Here is a 17,267-nt window from a genome sequence, read left to right as displayed (position 1 = left end):
TTCCTATGCGTTCACTGATCGCGGCAGCCGCAGGCGCCCTGGTCCTCGCCGGCTGCGGCAACCCCGGCGACAGCGGCACCGAACAGGCCGCCACCCGCAACATCAGCGTGCGCAGTCCCGAACAGGCGGGGCTGCATGAGCTCAATGCGCTCAATCGGTCGATAGCGCTGAAGCGGGCGATCCACGATTCGGGCTATCCGTGCAAACGGATCACCGAATCGGGCTTCGTCGGCACCTACAAGAATCTGGAAATGTGGACCGCGAGCTGTTCCGACCGGCGCGACTGGGCGATCTTCATCGGCCCGGACGGAAGCGCCCAGGTCCGTTATTGCAAGGATGTCCAGGAATTCGGGCTGCCCGGCTGCAAGATCACCAGCAAGCGTGCCGACGGCGGAGACTTGCCGTCGGCCGAATGATCAGTCGTCGCAGCGGCGACTTTCGCGATATTCGCCGGTGGCGGTCTTTTCCTTGACCGTAACGCACTTGCCGTGGCGCATTTCCTCGCGCCAGCTGCCGTCCGCCTTGGTCACGCGGTCGCCCTTGGGCACACGCTTGCCGCCCTTGATTTCGTAGTTCCAGCCCTTGGGAGTGGCCTGCGCCTGGGCATCGGCGGCCGAATAAGCTGGCGCCGCCGTCGCCAGGCCAAGGCCCGCAACCGCCGTCACGACAACACTGATCCAAAACCGTTTCATCACCATGCTCCTTGGCTTTCGCTTCTATGCGAAGGCAGGTGAACCCGCGCTTAAGGCAGGTTGCAGCAGAATTACGATGAAATGCTCAGGCCGCAAACTGCGGACCGAAGAATCGCGAAAGGCTTAGCCCTGGCGCGCCTTGAAGCGGCGGTTCGTCTTGTTGATGACGTACGTGCGGCCGCGGCGGCGAATGACTCGGCAATCGCGATGCCGGTCCTTCAGCGACTTGAGTGAGTTACGAATTTTCATCGAGCGCGCCGCCTCGTTACATAAAACAGGTTGTGGGAGGTTTGTTCTAAAACCGGGGGGGCACCTAAGAAGCGTTGCCCGGCAAGTCAAGGTTATTGCTTGGGAGCCTTGCGCTGCCCGGGCGCGAACACGTCCCCGAAATAATCGCCCTGGTACCACAACGGTCGGTCCTCACTGTCGGCCAGCGCGCGGGCGATTCGATAATTGAGTTCGGCATAGCGCGCGCCCTGGTCCCACAGGATCGCCTGCGACACGTCGTCGGACGGCTTGTGATAGGCGGTGGCAAAGAACTCCTTCCACTTCGCTTCCCCGCCATTGCCATAGCCGGTCATCAACAGGATCGCGGGAATGCCGCGGGTGACGAAACGGTAATGGTCGGATCGGACGAAGATCGCTTCTTCCGGCATCGGGTCCGGCGCGACCTTTACGCCCATTGCAGCGGCGGCATCGGCGATCGACCTGGCGATGGTCGAATGCTCGCCGCCGAACGCGGTGATGTCGGTGAACGGGTACAACAGCATCGGCATGTCCAGGTCGACGACGCCGACAATGGAATCGCGCGGCACGGTCGGGTTGGCGGCGAAATAATCGGCGCCGCGCAGGCCCCGCTCCTCGCCGGTGTTGGCGATGAACAGCACCGACCGCCGCGGCGGCGTCGGCGATGCGGCGAATTCCCGCGCCGCTTCAAGCATGGTCGCAATGCCCGACGCATTGTCGAGCGCGCCGTTGAAGATCGCGTCTTCGCCGGCCTTCGGGTTCGGCTTCATGCCCAGGTGGTCGAGATGGCCCATCAGAATGACGTGCTCGGCCTTTCGCACCGGGTCCGCCCCGGGCAGCAGGCCGATGACTTCGGGGCTGGAGAAATCCTCCCAGCTGCTGCGGTCGCTAAGCCGCAACCGCGCGGGCAGGTCGAAACCACGGACCGACCCGCTGCGATGGGCTTTGACCAGCCGCGTCAGATTCTGGCCGGCGGCGACGAACATGCGCGCCGCGGCCTTGCTCGAAATGGCGGCGGACAGGTCCAGCCGGCGAGGTTCCCCGCTCGTGCCGCCGGCAGGCTGGATCCAATCGACCAGCGGGCGGCCGAGATAGGAAACGAGGTCATAGCCGGGCCGGACCCCGGTACCGGCGATCTCGACGATCCCGACCGCACCCTTGGCGGCGGCGGCCTGGCTTTTCCACGATGCCAGGTGCGCGGCGACTTCGGACGGCAGGCCCTCGGGCGCGCCTTCCAGCACGACGACGATTTTCCCGCGCGCGTCGATGCCGGCGTAATCGTCGATGCCGACCGCCGCGTCGCTGATCCCGTGCCCGGCAAAAACCAGCGGCGCGTCGATCGTTCGCGCCTGCTGGGTCAGGCTGGGCCGCACGGCAAAGTCCGAGCCGGCGGTTAGGGTGACCCGATCGTTGCCGATGGCCAGCGACGCCTCGACCGGCGCGGCATGGGTGGCGCGGCGGAATGGCACCTGCTGGTACCAGCTGCCGTTGGTACCGCCGGGCTGCAGGCCGATGGCGCGGAATTGCGCGGCGACGTACGCCGCGGCGATGTCATAGCCGCGCGAACCGCTGTCCCGCCCTTCCAAAAGGTCGTGGGACAGGAATTCTACGTCGGCACGGACCCGCTCGGCGGCCGCTGAAAGCTTGGTCTGCGGGGCAGGCTGGGCGGCGGGGGCCGCGGCGGCCAGCGCGAACGCCACGGCAGCCAGCATCGGCTTATATTTCATCACGCGGCGGTCAGGTCCTTGAGCTTGCGTTCCCAATGGAGCGCGTGGGCGACGATCGTGTCGATGTCGGCAAATTGTGGCTGCCAGTCCAGCGTTTCGACCAAGCGCCGGTTCGAAGCGACCAAAGCGGGCGGATCGCCGGGCCGGCGGCCCTGCATGCGCCGAGCGACCGGCATACCGGCGACGCGGTCGACCGCGTCCAGCACCTCCAGCACCGACAGCCCGCGCCCGTAACCGCAATTCATCACCAGGTTCTCGCTCGGCGCCGCAACCAGCCGCTCCAGCGCGCGGACGTGCGCGGCGGCCAGGTCGCTGACATGGATATAGTCGCGCACGCAGGTCCCGTCGGCGGTTGGATAATCGTCGCCGAATACGTCCACGTGGCTGCGTTTGCCGACCGCCGCCTCGACCGCGACCTTGATCAGGTGCGTCGACCCTTGCCCGGCCTGACCGGACCGACCCTGCGGGTCCGCACCGGATACGTTGAAATAGCGCAGCGCTCCGTAATTGAACGAATAGGCGGCGGCGCAATCGGCCAGCATCCCCTCGGTCATCAGTTTGGACGCGCCATAAGGGTTGATCGGCCGCTTTGGGTCGTCCTCCTCGACCGGCACGCGCTCGGGCGCGCCATAGACCGCGGCAGTCGATGAAAAGAGGATGTGCGGGATGCCCGCGTCGACTGCCGCGCTGATCAGCGCGTGCGACGCAAGCGTGTTGTTGGCATAATAAAGCAACGGCTTTTCGACCGATTCCGGGACGACGATCGACCCGGCGAAATGCATGATTGCCCGCGTCCCCTGCTCGGCGAAGATGCGAGATAGCAGCTGACGGTCGGCGATACTGCCTTCGTAAAAGGGCACGTCGGATGGCACTGCGCGGCGCGTCCCGTTGGACAGATCGTCGACCACCGCGACCGGGCACCCAGCCGCCTGCAGCGCCAGCACGGCGTGGCTGCCGATGTAACCGGCACCGCCGGTGACCAGGACGGGAAGGTCGCGCACGGCCGACTGGCTAGCGAGGTTCGACCGCGCGTGCCAGACCAATAGCCGCGGGCTGCCGGTTTAGAAGATCGCCTTGAGCAGGCCGAAGACGCTGAGCAGCGCGACGGCGACGACGACAAGCACGATACACCCGATAGCCCTGAGCACTTTGCACTCCTGCGCAAAAATTCACCTGCTGACCCTACGCCCCTCGGCGACCGACGTTCCCCGGCCCGCCGTTTGCCAGTTCGGCGGGGGCGCTTTATCAGCCAGCCCAATTCCATTCCTGCAGCATCCCAAGGACCCGATGACCCTCATCATTTCGAGCGCGTTCGACGCCGGCAACATTCGCGTGGTCAGCCAGGACGGCGACAGCGCCGACCTGGAAATCGTCAAGGACCACATGAGCGATTTCTATCAGTGGTTTCACTTCCGGCTGGCCGGCGCCAAGGATCGCGAAGTGACGCTGCGCATCACCAACTGCGGCGGCTCGGCCTATCCCGACGGATGGCCCGGCTATCGCGCCTGCGCGTCCACGGACCGCGACGAATGGTATAGGATCGAAGGCACCAGCTATGCCGACGGCGTGCTGACGATGCGTCTCACGCCGGATACCGACGTACTCTGGATCGCCTATTTTGCGCCCTATTCGATGGACCGCCACCACGACCTGGTGACGTCGGTCGCTTCGCTTCCCGGGGTCACCTACCGCTCGCTCGGCAAGTCGCTCGACGGCCAGGACATCGATTGCCTGGAAATGGGTGAAGGCCCGCTCAACGTGTGGCTCTATGCGCGCCAGCATCCGGGCGAAAGCATGGCCGAATGGTGGATGGAAGGCGCGCTTGAAAAGCTCACCGACCTCGACGATCCGGTCTCGCGCGTGCTGCGCGACCGCTGCACCTTTCGCATCGTGCCCAACATGAATCCGGACGGCTCGCGCCGCGGCCATCTGCGGACCAATGCGGTGGGCGTGAACCTCAACCGCGAATGGCACGCCCCGACCGCGGACAAGAGCCCGGAAGTCCTGTTCGTGCGCAACGCGATGGACGAAACCGGCGTCGATTTCGCGATGGACGTGCACGGCGACGAGGCTATCCCTGCCAACTTCCTCGCCGGGTTCGAAGGCATTCCCTCGCTGACCGACCGCCAGTCGGCACTGTTCAAAACCTTCTCGGACAAGCTCGAACTGCTGTCGCCCGATTTCCAGACGCGCCAGGGCTATGAGATTCCCAAGCCGGGCCAGGCCAACATGTCGATGTCGACGACCCAGCTGGCCGAACGCTACGGCTGCGTGTCGATGACGCTGGAAATGCCCTTCAAGGACAATGACGATCTGCCCGACCCGGTCTACGGCTGGTCGCCGGAACGTTCGATGCACCTCGGTCGCGCCTGTCTCGACGCGCTCCACGCCATCCTTCCCGACCTCGAAAGCGCCGGCAAGAACAAGGCCCAGCCGGCAAAGGTCGACGCCTGATGCCGACGCTGGTCCTGATCCGTCACGGCCAGTCGCAGTGGAATCTGGAAAACCGCTTCACCGGCTGGTGGGACGTCAACCTGTCCGACAAGGGCGTCGAAGAAGCGATGGCGGCCGGCACGCTGATGCGCGATCGCGGACTCGACTTTGACGTCTGCTTCACCAGCCTGCTGACCCGCGCGATCAAGACGCTCGACCTTGCGCTCGAACAGATGGATCGCTTGTGGTTGCCGGTGCACAAGGACTGGCACCTCAACGAACGCCACTATGGCGGGCTGACCGGCTTCAACAAGCAGGAGATGCGCGACAAGGTCGGTGAGGAACAGGTCAGGATCTGGCGCCGGTCGTTCGACATCCCGCCGCCGCCGCTGGACGCGGACAGCCCGTACGACCTGTCCGGCGACCGCCGCTATGCTGGCGTCACCGTCCCGCACAGCGAAAGCCTCAAGGACACGATCGAACGCGTCTTGCCATATTGGGACGCGGCCATCGCGCCCGCGCTGCGCTCCGGCCAGCGGGTGCTCATCTCCGCGCACGGCAACAGCATCCGGGCGCTGGTCAAGCATCTGTCGGGTATCGACGACGACGATATCGTCGGGGTCGAAATTCCGACCGGCCAACCGCTGGTCTACGAACTCGACGACGCCCTCGCGACGCGCGACAGCTACTACCTCAGCGAACGCGCCGCCTAGGCCGCGGCCTTGCGCGCGTACATCGCCCGGTCCGCGCGGGCGATAACGCGATCGGGCGTGTCGTCCTTGTCGATAACCGCAACGCCGATGGCGATGCTCAACGGCAACCGCTGCCCGTCGTAGACCGCCTGTGCCTGCTCGACCACTGCGGTCAGGCGCTTGGCGGTGTCCAGCGCGATCTCCTCGCCGGCGTGGACCAGCAGGATACCGAATTCGTCGCCGCCCAGGCGCGCCACGCAATCGCTCTTGCGTACCGCGTCGGTCAGCGCCGTGGCGACATGGACCAGCGCGGCGTCGCCGGCCAGGTGGCCAAGGCTGTCGTTGATCCGCTTCAGCCCGTCGATGTCGACGAACAGCAGCGCCGCGGTTTCGCCATAGCGGCTGACCCGGGCAATCGCGCTGTCGAGTTCGCGCAGGAAACCGCGGCGGTTGGGCACGGGCAGCAGCGCGTCCTGGTGCGCCAGATCGTCGAGCTGGCGGACTCGCTCCTCGAGCCGCGCGATCTTCTCGCGCAGCCGTTCGATTTCCGCAAACGCTTCCGCGTCGGGCACGCTGGCCGTTCCTCCGGTCACCTGCGCGGAAATAGCCGTGAAAAATCCCGCGCGAAATCGCCGCTATTGGCCCGTCCCGATTGCGAACAGTCAAGTCTCTTCCTAAACGGCCTCTTCGGCGCTTCAGTTCGGGAGTTTCAATGACCGCGCCACTGGTCGGCATCATCATGGGCAGCAAGTCGGACTGGGAGACGATGCGCCATGCGTGCGAGATGCTCGACCGCCTTGGGGTGGAGCATGAAACGCGCATCGTGTCGGCGCATCGCACGCCCAAGCGGCTGTACGATTACGCCCACGACGCCGCGGGCCGCGGGCTCAAGGTGATCATCGCCGGTGCCGGCGGCGCGGCGCACCTGCCCGGCATGGCGGCGTCGATGACCACGCTTCCGGTGCTTGGCGTGCCGGTCGAATCGCAGGCGCTGAAGGGCATGGATAGCCTGCTGTCGATCGTCCAGATGCCCGCCGGCGTGCCGGTCGGCACGCTGGCCATCGGCAAGCCCGGGGCGATCAACGCGGCACTGCTGGCCGCTTCGATCCTCGCGACCAGTGACACGGACCTGGCCGCCCGCCTCGAACGGCATCGCTCCGACCAGACCGATTCGGTCGCCGAAGCGCCGTAATGCTTCCGCCGGGCTCGACCATCGGGATCATCGGCGGCGGCCAGTTGGGCAAGATGATCGCCGTCGCCGCCGCCCAACTCGGCTATCGCTGCCACGTGTTCGAACCCGGCGCGGCGCCGTGCGCGGCCGACGTCGCGGCCGAATTCACCCGCGCGGACTATTCCGACATCGAGGCGTTGCGTGCCTTCGCCGACAGCGTCGATGTCGCCACCTACGAATTCGAAAATGTCCCCGCCGCCTCGCTTGAGGTGATCGCCGCCAAGCTTCGCCCGGGCGTCGCGTCGCTGCAGATCGGGCAGGACCGCGGTCGCGAAAAGGAATTCATCGAAAGCACTGGCGCGCGGGTCGGCCGGTGGATGCGCGTCGACGGCGAGGCTGACGTCGCCGAGGCGGAGCGGAACATCGGCGCGCCGCTGGTGCTCAAGACCCGGCAGCTGGGCTATGACGGCAAGGGGCAGGCGTGGGCGACGGAGCGGGGATCGGTGCTCGCCGCGTGGGAATCGATCGGCCGCCAGCCGGCGGTGGCGGAAGCCCGGGTCGACTTCGATTGCGAATTTTCGGTCGTCCTTGCCCGCGCGCTCGACGGTTCCATCGCGGCCTTCGACCTGCCGCTGAACGATCACGACAACGGCATATTGCGCCGCTCGACCGTCCCGGCGGGCGAGGTGGTCGACCGGCACCGCGAAGAAGCCGTCCGGGTCGCCTCGGCCATCGCGGAGCGGCTTGGCCATGTCGGCGTGCTGACGGTCGAATTTTTCGCCACCGCCGACGGCCCTATCGTCAACGAGATCGCGCCGCGCGTGCACAATAGCGGCCACTGGACCATCGAAGGCGCCGAAACGTCGCAGTTCGAACAGCATGTGCGCGCTATCTGCGGACTGCCGTTCGGATCGACCGCGCTGACCGGCACCACGGCGATGATGGAAAATCTGCTCGGCGCGGAAATCGACGGCTGGCCGCAGCTGGTCGCCCAGGCCGGCACCCACGTCCACGTTTATGGTAAGGGCACACATCGCCCGGGCCGCAAGATGGGCCATTTCACCCGCGTCACGCGCTAACCTGCCCGCGAACGAGGCTCGCAAAGCATTCGGGCCCGGCCGAAACCGGGCCCGTTTTCATGCCTAGCGCGGATCGACTTCCTCGACCGGTAGCCCAGTCTTCTTCAGCTGCGGACGCACCTTGGCGGCGTCGCCGACAACCACCCAGACGAAGGCCCGCGGATCGACCGTCTGGCGCAGCGCGGTGTCCAGCGTGGCCCGGGTCTGTGCCTTATACTTGTCGCCCAGCAGCTCGTAATAATTGTCCGGCCGACCATACAGCGTGTTGGTCTGCATCGCCGACAGCACCGAGGTTGACGTTTCGAACTGGCCGGGCAGCGCCTTGATGCGATTGGCGATCGTCCGTTCAAGCTCCTCGTCGGTGACGCCCTTGGCGCCCAGGAAGTCGCGAATGTCCTGCCGCAACGCCAGGATCGCGTCGCCCGTCCGGTCCGCCTGCACCGGCGCGTTGATCAGATAGGGGACGACCTTGGCCTGCAGCTGGGCAGAACCGCGCACGCCGTAGGACCAGCCCTTGGTCTCGCGCAGGTCCATGTTGATGCGCGACAGGAAGGACCCGCCAAGCACGTCGTTGGCGCTGCTGATGGCCGCCATCTCGCCGCGCGGATCGATCGGCGTGACCTGGCCGGCCATGATATACGATTGCGGCGATCCCGGCCGGTCGATCAGCACGATCCGTTCGGCGGTCGGGCGCGTCGGCAGGTCGGTGAACGCCTTGGTCCCGCGCGGCCCGGCGGGTGCGGCCCATTGGCCGAAAGTGCGCTCCAGCTCCTGCTGGACCTGCGGCAACGGAAGGCTCGACACGACGAAGATGTCGAGGTTGTCCGGCCGCAGCCACTGCTGGCGGAACGCTTCCAAATTGGCGCGCGAGAAGCTCCTGACCGCCTCGGCCTCGCCAAGTGCGGTCGTGCCATAGGGATGGGTGTCGCCGTAGAGCAGGCCCGGAATGGTCCGGCTGGCGATCGTTTGCGGGTCCTTCTGCGCCTGTGCGATCGCGGTCAGCACCTGGGTGCGGACGCGCTCGACTTCCGGCGGGTCGAAGGTCGGCCGCTGGACGATGTCCGCCAGCAGGTCCAGCGACGGGCCAAGGTTGGCAGAAAGCGCCGACAAGGTGACATTGCTGGTGTCGGCATTGCCGCCGGTGGTGATCTGCGCGCCAAGCCGCTCTTCGCGCTCTGCCAGCTGTTGCGACGTCATCCCCGCCGCGCCTTCTTCAAGCAGGCCGAGGGTGAAGTTCTGCAGCCCGCGCTGCGCCTGCGCGTCCGCGGCATAGCCGGCGTCGAACGACAACCCGACCTGCGTTGCCGGAATGGTCGCCCGCTGCGCGTAATGGACGCGGACGCCGTTCGACAGCTGCACATGCGTCACGTCGGGAAAATCGAGCGGCGCCGGCTCGTCCAGCGCGGGGATCGTGCGCTTGGTCGGCGGCGTCGCAATGTCGGCGCTCTTGCCCTTCTTGGGCGTGAACTTGGATTCGACGTAGGGCGGCCGGTCGCCGGGCTCCAGGCGAACGGTGAAGGCTGGGCGCGACAGCCATTGCTGCATCGCCCCCTGCACCGCGGCCGGGGTCAGCGCCGCATAATTGTCGAGCGATTTCTTGTAGAAATCGGAATCGCCGACATAGACCTGACCTTCGGCCAGCGCGACCGCTTTGCCGCCAAAGCCGCCCACCTGTTCCAGCCCGCGGATGCGGGTTGCCACTTCGCGCGTGGTGGCGCGCTTCACCTCATCCTCGGTCGGCCCGTTGGCCAGATACTCGGCCATGATCTCGTTCAGCCGCCGCTCGACGGCTTCGGCGTCGACGCCCGGCTTCACCGTCACGTTGACCTGCATCATGCCGACCCGCTGAAACGGTTGCACATAGGCGCTGACGCCGACGGCCAGCTTTTCCTCGCGGACCAGGATACGGTCGAGACGCGAACTGGCCAGCCCGCCCAGGATCGACGCGCCGACGTCCAGCGCTTCAAGCTGGGGCGACAGCAGGCCGGGCACTGCCCAATGCTTCTGGATCTGCGTCGTGGCGACGCGGTCTTTCATGACGATCGACTTTGGCGCGGCCAGCGTCGGCACGTCGGCGGCTGCCGGCGTGTGCGCCGCGCCCGCCTCAATCGCGCCGAAATACTTCTCGACCAGCGGCCGTGCTTCGGCGGCGGTGATATCGCCGGCCAGCACCAGCACCGAATTGTTCGGCCCGTAATTGTCGATGAACCATTCCTTCACCGTCGCCAGGCTGGCGGCGTCCAGGTCAGCCATCGATCCGATGGTCGAATGGCGGTACGGGTGACCCGCCGGAAACAGGTTCTCCAGCACCTCATACTCGACCAGCCCGCCCGGGTCGTTGTCGCCTTGGCGCTTCTCGTTCTGGACGACGCCGCGCTGGTTATCGAGCTTGTCCTGCGTGACTGCGCCCAGCAGGTAACCCATGCGGTCGCTCTCCATGAACAACGCCCGTTCCAGCGCCGACTTGGGCACTGTCTCGAAATAGTTCGTGCGGTCGAACCAGGTGGTGCCGTTGTAATCGGTGGCGCCGATCTGCTGCAGGTAAGTGAAATAGTCGCCGGGCAGATTCTCCGACCCGTTGAACATCAGATGTTCGAACAAATGGGCGAACCCGGTCTTTCCCTCGGGCTCGTCCTTGGACCCGACATTGTACCAGGTGCTGACCGCGACCACCGGAGCCTTGTGGTCTTCGTGGACCAGCACGGTCAGGCCGTTCGCCAGCTTGAACGAACTGTGCGGAATGGCGACTTCCTTGACCAGCTCGCTGACCGGCGCCGGTTCCGGCGCGGTCACCGCTGCCGCGGTCATGCCTGCTGGCATCGGCTCGGGCGCCAGGCGCGGCGTGGTGGTGCAGGCCGCCAGCGCGGACGACGCAAGCAGGAAGGACAGGCGCTTGAAGCTGTTCATGGATTCGGCTCTCCGGGATAGGATCGCCGCAACACTAGACGCCCGCACCCCGGACGCAACCGCCATGCTCGACGGCTAATTCCCGACGGGCAACCCGGTCGCGCCCTGGATCAGGTCGCCGAGGCCGAACTTGCGCTTGCGGCGTGGCTGCTGCGGTTGCGGCTGTCCCGGTCCGGCGTCGCCCATCATGTCGCCCATGCCCAGCATAACGGACGCGGTGGTCTTGTACCGCACCTTGGTCGTCCAGGTCGGCGACTTTGGCTTGTCGGAAAAGTTCGCTTCCGGGCCGTAGCCGATCATCATCACCATCCCGCTTGGCGAAGTCTTCGCGACTTCGGCCGGCAACACGCATTGGCTGGTGCCGGGTGCCAGCGCCGCGCCCGACGCCACCAGCTGGCGCGCCTGTGCGGGGGTCAGGTAATCCATGTTGGGCATCGCCGCCGCCTTCGCCGCGGACGACCACATCACGACATCGCCGGCGGCCGTGGCGCCGAACATGCTCAACGCGTAACCGGTCGCCGACGCCGCGGGCGTCCAGGCCAGCCGGACCGCGCCGGACGGCATATTGCCCGCCTCGCGCAGGCCCAGCCCGGGCATGAAGTCCTGCCCCTGTGCCAGCGTGAAGGCGATCGGCGGCGCGTAATTGGCCTCGATTTTATGTGCACCCAGCAACGACGCCGCCGGCGGGACCGGCCGCGAATCGCGGGTGTTGGGCCATTCGCCGTACCCGGCGGACTGGCCTTGGCGCGGCGGCTGGGCGGCGCGAACCGCGGCGACCATCGCGGCATAGCCGGCAGGCATCTTGCCTTTCGCAACCGACGCGAAGTCGATCACCGTCGGCTGACCCGCCCCGACATGTTCGCCGCACCCCCAATAGATCAGCATCTTGCCCTTGGGCGGCTGGAAGTTGGCGGGCACGCCGTCGCTGCGCGGCTCGGGCCTGGCCGCGGCCGGGGCGATCAGCGGCAGGCTCGGGCCCATCCGCATCCCTGCGGGAATCATGTGGCTGGCCTGCGGCGCGGCCGGCTTCTGCTTGGACGACAAATATAGGTTGACGCTGTGCATCACCTGACCGCCGCCGCCCTGCATCATCTGCATGACCTGCGCCATGTTGGGCTGGCCCCCGCCGCCCATCATGCCCGCGCCCATGCCGCTCGCGGTGGCCACGTCCATCCAGTAATTGGCTTGCGGAGCGGGTGCCGGCGCCGCTCCTCCAACGGCCGCCGATGCGGCCAGCACCATGACAATTCGCTTCATCGATTGCCCCCCGTTGAGCAGCCTTTATAGCGCGCGGACACATGACAGACATCAGCAAAATTCGGAACTTTAGCATCATCGCCCACATCGACCACGGCAAGTCGACGCTGGCCGACCGGCTGATCCAGGCGACCGGCGGGCTGACCGAGCGCGAAATGAGCGCGCAGGTGCTCGACAACATGGATATCGAGCGCGAGCGCGGGATCACCATTAAGGCGCAGACCGTCCGGCTTACCTGGAAGGGCCACGAGCTCAACCTGATGGACACGCCCGGCCATGTCGACTTCGCCTACGAAGTGTCGCGGTCGCTCGCCGCCTGCGAAGGCGCGCTGCTGGTGGTCGACAGCGCGCAGGGGGTCGAAGCGCAGACGCTGGCCAACGTCTATGCCTCGATCGAGCAGGATCATGAGATCGTGCCGGTGATCAACAAGATCGACCTGCCCGCCGCAGACCCCGAGGGCGTGAAGCAGGAAATCGAGGAGATCATCGGGCTGGACGCATCGGAAGCGGTGCTGGCGTCGGCCAAGACCGGCATCGGCATCGAAGCCGTGCTCGACGCCATCGTCGCCAAGATCCCGCCCCCGCGCGGCGACAAGGACGCGCCGTTGAAGGCGATGCTGGTCGACAGCTGGTACGACCCGTACCTTGGCGTCGTCATCCTCGTCCGCGTGATCGATGGCAGTTTGCGCAAGGGCATGGCGATCAAGTTCATGCAGGCCGGCACCACCCATCTGGTCGACCGCGTCGGGTGCTTCACGCCCAAGCGCACCGATTTGCCCGAGCTGACCACCGGCGAAATCGGCTTCATCACCGCGCAGATCAAGGAAGTCGCCGAGACCCGCGTCGGCGACACCATCACCGATGCCAAGCGCCCCGCCGTCGCGGCGCTGCCCGGCTTCAAGGAAGTGCAGCCGGTGGTGTTCTGCGGCCTGTTCCCCACCGACGCGGCGGAGTTCGAGAAGCTGCGCGACAGCCTGTACAAGCTGCGGCTCAACGATGCGTCGTTCAGCTTCGAGATGGAAACCAGCGCCGCATTGGGCTTCGGCTTCCGCTGCGGCTTCCTTGGCCTGCTCCACCTGGAAATCATCCAGGAGCGGCTGACGCGCGAATACGACCTCGACCTCATCACCACCGCGCCAAGCGTGGTGTACCAGATCCACTTGAGCCACTCGAAGACCGAGGACGCGCAGACGATCGAGCTGCACAACCCGGCCGACATGCCCGACCCCAACCGGATCGAAAGCATCGAGGAGCCGTGGATCGAAGCGACGATCTACACGCCGGACGAATATCTGGGCGCGATCCTGAAGCTGTGCCAGGACCGCCGCGGCATCCAGAAGAACCTGACCTATGTCGGCACCGGCGCGCACCAGCGCGCGCAAGTGACTTACGAACTGCCGCTCAACGAAGTGGTGTTCGATTTCTACGACCGGCTGAAATCGATCACCCGCGGCTACGCGTCGTTCGACTATCACCAGATCGGCTATCGCACCGGCGACCTCGTAAAGATGAGCATCCTGGTCAACGAAGAGCCCGTCGATGCGCTGAGCATGATCACCCACCGCGGCACCGCCGAACAACGCGGCCGCGGCATGTGCGAACGCCTAAAGGAACTGATCCCCCGCCACCTGTTCAAAATCCCCATCCAGGCCGCCATCGGCGGCAAGGTCATCGCCCGCGAAACCATCAGCGCCCTGCGCAAGGATGTGACCGCGAAGTGCTATGGCGGCGATGCGACGCGGAAGCGGAAGCTGCTGGAGAAACAGAAGAAGGGTAAGGCGAAGATGCGGGAGTACGGGTCGGTGTCGATCCCGCAAGAGGCGTTTATTGCTGCGTTGAGGATGGGGGACGAGGGCTGATCGCTTTCTTAACATGAAAAGGAAACGGAGACTCGGCGAAGCTCTGGCAAACCTTATTGTGGATCGCGGCGGCTCGAGGGGTAAATGCCGCGACTTGACTAAAATTGGCTTCTCGCGGCATTGTTAGAGAAGCTCGGTGTTCCTGTTTCGGGGGTTAACATTTGTATTCCCTACATGGGCACCAAGCGACAGCTTTCGCCCGAGATCTCTCAAATCGTCCGACAGTGTCGTTCAGGAGTTTTCTTGGACGCTTTCGCTGGGATGGCGTCAGTTGCTCAAGCCGTCGGCCAAGAGCGCCAAATCTGGGTAAACGACCTTCAGGTTTTCGCTAACCTCGTAGGAAAAGTGCTCTTCTGCTCGGACGAGACTTTACCCGTATCAGAAAAGGCATTTCGAAATTTGGAGGCGACTTTTGAGCACAAAAGGCTTGAGCTTTCGAAGGACAACAGCACGCAAATTTTCGAGGAAGAGCGTGCATTATCTTGTGGAAACCTCGAATCTCTACAGCATCTATTCAAAACGTCCACTAAAAGAGAAAATTGTCGCGAAATTGCTACCGACGGCAGATACGATCTTTTCATTTCGAGATACGCTGGTTCGTACTTTTCAACTAAACAAGCCATAGAGCTGGATAGCGCTCGCTTCGCGCTCGATCGGGCAGTGTCGGAGCGTGTGATCACAACCGATCAATTTGACCGTCTTCTCGTTGCATTGGGAATGGCGATGAACAAATGTTCAACCAGCACCGGGCATTTCGCTCAGCCTCTGGCGCCGAGCGTGAAAAATCTTGTGCGTATCACGAAGGAACGTGAGCGGTCTGTTTGGCGCACAATGAAGATCGAACTTAGTAGCATCAATCCGATCGGATCCGCATCATGGCGAAGAAATAACAGGGTCTTCAAGCAGGATGCTGTCGATTTGGTTAAGCAGCTTAATGAATCCAATATCAGACCCTCTGTTATTTACGCAGACCCGCCTTACACCGACGACCAGTATTCTAGATTCTATCATATGTACGAGACGCTTGTTTTGTACGATTACCCGGCGTGTACAGGAAGAGGAAGATATCGCGATCGCCGAGCGCGTTCTGTCTTCAACCTGGCCTCCGGTGCAATGAATGCAGTATCAAATCTGATCCAGCTTACAGCACAACTCGAAGCAGATTTGATCCTGAGTTATCCTGAAAAAGGACTTATCAACGATCCTAGGGGCACAATAGGAAACCTCTTTCGGAAACATTACGGTCGTGAAGCGGCCGTTTTGGAACTGAGCCATAAGCATTCAACATTTGGAGGCTCCACGGGACAAGCTAACATGCCGGCTACTGAATTCGTCTTTAGGATGGCTGCATAGTGGCTATCCTCTCATCCCCACCACGACGGACGCGCTCCCTCAAGCAAATAAACCCGATAGATATTTCCGAGAATCCTGAGAATCCTCGCCTAATATTTAGGAAAGAGGAAATGGAAAGCTTACTTCGCTCGATTGATCAGTACGGAATTCAGGTGCCCGTGACTGTCTATGAAGAACATGGCAAATTTAGACTACTCGACGGAGAGCGCCGCTGGCGGTGTGCATTAACGTTAGGCCTTAAAGCCGTTCCGGCAATCGTTCAAAACAAGCCATCCGAACTTCAAAATCTCGTCCTGATGTACAATATCCATGCTCTTCGCGAGCAATGGGACTACTTTACGATAGCGTCAAAGCTTGAGCGCATTATCGAGCTTTGGACGCTTGAGCACGACCGACAACCTAACGAGCGAGATCAATCGGAGCTTACAGGTCTAAGCATTGGAGCGATTCGCCGGTGCCAACTTCTCATCGGATTGCCGGGCCGATTCAAATCTCTCCTTATGGAGGAACTGGAAAAGCCCAAATCTCAGCAAAAGCTATCCGAAGATTTTTTCATCGAGATGGAAAGGTCGCTCAAGACGGTGACCAGACGTCTTCCCGAATATGAGGAAGATCTAGACCGAATCCGCGACACCTTAATCGAGAAGTTTCGCGATGGAAAAATTGCAGCAATCACCGATTTTCGACAGCTTTCAAAAATTGCTACGGCAATTGAAGGTCTGGGTGTTGCGCAAAGGACCGCCAAGGCCGCGCTGGATAAAGTCTTCAACCCACGACACGCTTTTGGCATCAAAGAAGCTTATGCCCATACCGTTGAATTTGAATATTTTGAGCGGAAGGCTTCTCGTGAGGTAGACAATCTGTCTGACTTTATTGACGTTGTTTTAGAGGAGCGGAGATTTGATGAACTTGACGATGAGTTCGTCAAGGACCTGCGTTTGCTATCGGAGCGCCTGGAGGCTCTTTTAAAGGCTTTGCCGTAGATGGCGGCATCCGCGCTCACTCCGGGAGGGGACTATTTGCTGAATGCTGCTTGTCAGCATTTCAATAGGCATTTTCAAAATCCTGAACTCAAGTTCACTGAAAAGTTTGCCGCGAATATCGACTGGCGACCGTCGCTACATTTCAGAACTCCAAGCCATTCGATCGTAGCTGCGCAAATTGGCGAAGCTGTATTTCCGGAGATCTTACGCAGGCGGCGTGGTAGCTTAATGCGCTCTGCTTTGCCCTTGACCGTCTTCTGTGTTTGCCCCTTGGAGGAGTATCAAAATAATCCGGAAGAGGCAGAAGATCTCCGCGATAATGGGTTTGGGTTAATTACGATATCGGCGAATGGTGGGTGTCAACTCCAATACGATGCGGTCCCGCTTCAACACATTATTCAACTTGAAGAAGTGGAATTAGAGTTCGATGGCCTTCCGAAGAAACTTCGCCAGAGATTAGCAGATTCATATCGTGCATATTCCGGTGACCCTCTCGCGGGGGTTCGAGATGTTACTGAAGTGTTTGAAGAGATCATAAATAAGGCGGCGGCGACAGCGCGCCGCAAGGGCTGGATAACTGCTACCCAAGAGGCGCAAGGCCTAGCAAATGTACTCCAGACTATGGAGAATCGGCCACCAATGAACCAAAAACGACAGACGATCGCGGCTGCGCGTGGGTTCACCCATAAATACAGGAATTTTAACCATCACCCGCCAGCCGAGGCTCGCGCGAGAGCGCGACGATTTCGCGAATGTCGGCATGCTTTTTTGGAAGGGCTGAAACAGATCCGAGATTTCAGAGAAGACATGGCTGAGGTGGGTCTGAAATTTCGTTATTGAACGATACTATCGTCGTTTTCTCGCTTTG

At 62.9% G+C, this 17,267-nt stretch carries 16 protein-coding genes; 9 read left to right on the top strand and 7 right to left on the bottom strand.

What is annotated here, in order from left to right; translation table 11 throughout:
• Positions 1 to 5 precede the first annotated feature (5 nt).
• Positions 6 to 416, top strand: coding sequence for a hypothetical protein (locus tag H8M03_RS08345; protein WP_187478997.1), 411 nt, complete (start codon positions 6 to 8; stop codon positions 414 to 416).
• Here H8M03_RS08345 and H8M03_RS08340 read toward each other — a convergent pair whose 3' ends face one another.
• The 4 genes from H8M03_RS08340 to galE all read right to left on the bottom strand — a co-directional run bounded on the left by H8M03_RS08340 (position 417) and on the right by galE (position 3,666).
• Entirely contained in the window at positions 417 to 692 is a 276-nt protein-coding gene (locus H8M03_RS08340) for a hypothetical protein (RefSeq protein WP_187478996.1), read from the bottom strand.
• 123 nt (positions 693 to 815) lie between these two features.
• The gene (ykgO, locus tag H8M03_RS08335) at positions 816 to 941 is read right to left on the bottom strand and encodes a type B 50S ribosomal protein L36 (protein ID WP_029941846.1); all 126 of its coding nucleotides are present in this window, start codon (positions 939 to 941) and stop codon (positions 816 to 818) included.
• A gap of 92 nt (positions 942 to 1,033) precedes the next feature.
• Positions 1,034 to 2,665 carry a M20/M25/M40 family metallo-hydrolase gene (locus H8M03_RS08330; RefSeq protein WP_187481009.1) on the bottom strand — a complete coding sequence of 544 codons (1,632 nt, stop codon included), beginning with the start codon at positions 2,663 to 2,665 and terminating at the stop codon, positions 1,034 to 1,036.
• On the bottom strand, positions 2,665 to 3,666 hold the full coding sequence (galE, locus tag H8M03_RS08325; RefSeq protein WP_187478995.1) for a UDP-glucose 4-epimerase GalE: 1,002 nt from the start codon (positions 3,664 to 3,666) through the stop codon (positions 2,665 to 2,667). Before galE ends, H8M03_RS08330 begins: the two co-directional genes overlap by 1 nt.
• Before the next feature lie 286 nt (positions 3,667 to 3,952).
• On the opposite strand from galE, the gene H8M03_RS08320 reads away from it, so the two are divergent.
• Together H8M03_RS08320 and gpmA are read left to right on the top strand one after the other, a co-directional pair.
• A complete protein-coding gene (locus tag H8M03_RS08320; protein ID WP_187478994.1) occupies positions 3,953 to 5,119 on the top strand; it encodes a M14 family metallopeptidase in 1,167 nt (388 codons plus the stop codon).
• A complete protein-coding gene (gene gpmA / locus H8M03_RS08315) occupies positions 5,119 to 5,811 on the top strand; it encodes a 2,3-diphosphoglycerate-dependent phosphoglycerate mutase (RefSeq protein ID WP_187478993.1) in 693 nt (230 codons plus the stop codon). The genes H8M03_RS08320 and gpmA overlap by 1 nt, the downstream gene beginning before the upstream one ends.
• Here the strand turns inward: gpmA and H8M03_RS08310 are convergent.
• Entirely contained in the window at positions 5,808 to 6,383 is a 576-nt protein-coding gene (locus H8M03_RS08310) for a GGDEF domain-containing protein (protein WP_187478992.1), read from the bottom strand. The two genes, gpmA and H8M03_RS08310, sit on opposite strands and share 4 nt — an antisense overlap.
• A 119-nt stretch (positions 6,384 to 6,502) precedes the next feature.
• On the opposite strand from H8M03_RS08310, the gene purE reads away from it, so the two are divergent.
• Positions 6,503 to 6,982, top strand: a complete 480-nt coding sequence (purE, locus tag H8M03_RS08305) for a 5-(carboxyamino)imidazole ribonucleotide mutase (RefSeq protein ID WP_187478991.1) — start codon at positions 6,503 to 6,505, stop codon at positions 6,980 to 6,982.
• Positions 6,982 to 8,040, top strand: coding sequence for a 5-(carboxyamino)imidazole ribonucleotide synthase (locus tag H8M03_RS08300; protein WP_187478990.1), 1,059 nt, complete (start codon positions 6,982 to 6,984; stop codon positions 8,038 to 8,040). The genes purE and H8M03_RS08300 overlap by 1 nt, the downstream gene beginning before the upstream one ends.
• 63 nt (positions 8,041 to 8,103) lie before the next feature.
• On the opposite strand, the gene H8M03_RS08295 is transcribed toward H8M03_RS08300, so the two are convergent.
• The gene (locus H8M03_RS08295) at positions 8,104 to 10,947 is read right to left on the bottom strand and encodes a M16 family metallopeptidase (protein WP_187478989.1); all 2,844 of its coding nucleotides are present in this window, start codon (positions 10,945 to 10,947) and stop codon (positions 8,104 to 8,106) included.
• 75 nt (positions 10,948 to 11,022) lie between these two features.
• Positions 11,023 to 12,204 (bottom strand): hypothetical protein, encoded by a 1,182-nt coding sequence (locus tag H8M03_RS08290; protein WP_187478988.1) that lies wholly within the window; start codon positions 12,202 to 12,204, stop codon positions 11,023 to 11,025.
• Positions 12,205 to 12,245: 41 nt separating this feature from the next.
• On the opposite strand from H8M03_RS08290, the gene lepA reads away from it, so the two are divergent.
• The 4 genes from lepA (at position 12,246) to H8M03_RS08270 (ending at position 17,239) form a co-directional block, all read left to right on the top strand.
• Positions 12,246 to 14,063 (top strand): translation elongation factor 4, encoded by a 1,818-nt coding sequence (gene lepA, locus H8M03_RS08285; RefSeq protein WP_187478987.1) that lies wholly within the window; start codon positions 12,246 to 12,248, stop codon positions 14,061 to 14,063.
• 174 nt (positions 14,064 to 14,237) lie between these two features.
• Positions 14,238 to 15,416 (top strand): DNA adenine methylase, encoded by a 1,179-nt coding sequence (locus H8M03_RS08280; protein ID WP_246449223.1) that lies wholly within the window; start codon positions 14,238 to 14,240, stop codon positions 15,414 to 15,416.
• Complete coding sequence (locus H8M03_RS08275; RefSeq protein WP_187478985.1) at positions 15,416 to 16,399, top strand: ParB/RepB/Spo0J family partition protein; 984 nt, start codon at positions 15,416 to 15,418, stop codon at positions 16,397 to 16,399. The genes H8M03_RS08280 and H8M03_RS08275 overlap by 1 nt, the downstream gene beginning before the upstream one ends.
• Positions 16,400 to 17,239 (top strand): hypothetical protein, encoded by an 840-nt coding sequence (locus H8M03_RS08270; protein WP_187478984.1) that lies wholly within the window; start codon positions 16,400 to 16,402, stop codon positions 17,237 to 17,239.
• Positions 17,240 to 17,267: the final 28 nt, after the last annotated feature.

This window comes from Sphingomonas sabuli (assembly GCF_014352855.1).
Taxonomy (GTDB): Bacteria; Pseudomonadota; Alphaproteobacteria; order Sphingomonadales; family Sphingomonadaceae; genus Sphingomicrobium; species Sphingomicrobium sabuli.
This window is presented reverse-complemented; position numbering and strand designations above follow the sequence as displayed.

What these genes read in the sequence shown, in the direction of transcription:
- H8M03_RS08320 (WP_187478994.1), top strand. Translation starts at nt 3,953, where the DNA reads ATGACCCTCATCATTTCGAGCGCGTTCGACGCCGGCAACATTCGCGTG.
- H8M03_RS08290 (WP_187478988.1), bottom strand. Translation starts at nt 12,204, where the DNA reads ATGAAGCGAATTGTCATGGTGCTGGCCGCATCGGCGGCCGTTGGAGGA.
- H8M03_RS08295 (WP_187478989.1), bottom strand. Translation starts at nt 10,947, where the DNA reads ATGAACAGCTTCAAGCGCCTGTCCTTCCTGCTTGCGTCGTCCGCGCTG.
- purE (WP_187478991.1), top strand. Translation starts at nt 6,503, where the DNA reads ATGACCGCGCCACTGGTCGGCATCATCATGGGCAGCAAGTCGGACTGG.
- gpmA (WP_187478993.1), top strand. Translation starts at nt 5,119, where the DNA reads ATGCCGACGCTGGTCCTGATCCGTCACGGCCAGTCGCAGTGGAATCTG.
- H8M03_RS08340 (WP_187478996.1), bottom strand. Translation starts at nt 692, where the DNA reads ATGAAACGGTTTTGGATCAGTGTTGTCGTGACGGCGGTTGCGGGCCTT.
- H8M03_RS08300 (WP_187478990.1), top strand. Translation starts at nt 6,982, where the DNA reads ATGCTTCCGCCGGGCTCGACCATCGGGATCATCGGCGGCGGCCAGTTG.
- H8M03_RS08345 (WP_187478997.1), top strand. Translation starts at nt 6, where the DNA reads ATGCGTTCACTGATCGCGGCAGCCGCAGGCGCCCTGGTCCTCGCCGGC.
- H8M03_RS08330 (WP_187481009.1), bottom strand. Translation starts at nt 2,665, where the DNA reads ATGAAATATAAGCCGATGCTGGCTGCCGTGGCGTTCGCGCTGGCCGCC.
- H8M03_RS08280 (WP_246449223.1), top strand. Translation starts at nt 14,238, where the DNA reads ATGGGCACCAAGCGACAGCTTTCGCCCGAGATCTCTCAAATCGTCCGA.
- ykgO (WP_029941846.1), bottom strand. Translation starts at nt 941, where the DNA reads ATGAAAATTCGTAACTCACTCAAGTCGCTGAAGGACCGGCATCGCGAT.
- lepA (WP_187478987.1), top strand. Translation starts at nt 12,246, where the DNA reads ATGACAGACATCAGCAAAATTCGGAACTTTAGCATCATCGCCCACATC.
- H8M03_RS08270 (WP_187478984.1), top strand. Translation starts at nt 16,400, where the DNA reads ATGGCGGCATCCGCGCTCACTCCGGGAGGGGACTATTTGCTGAATGCT.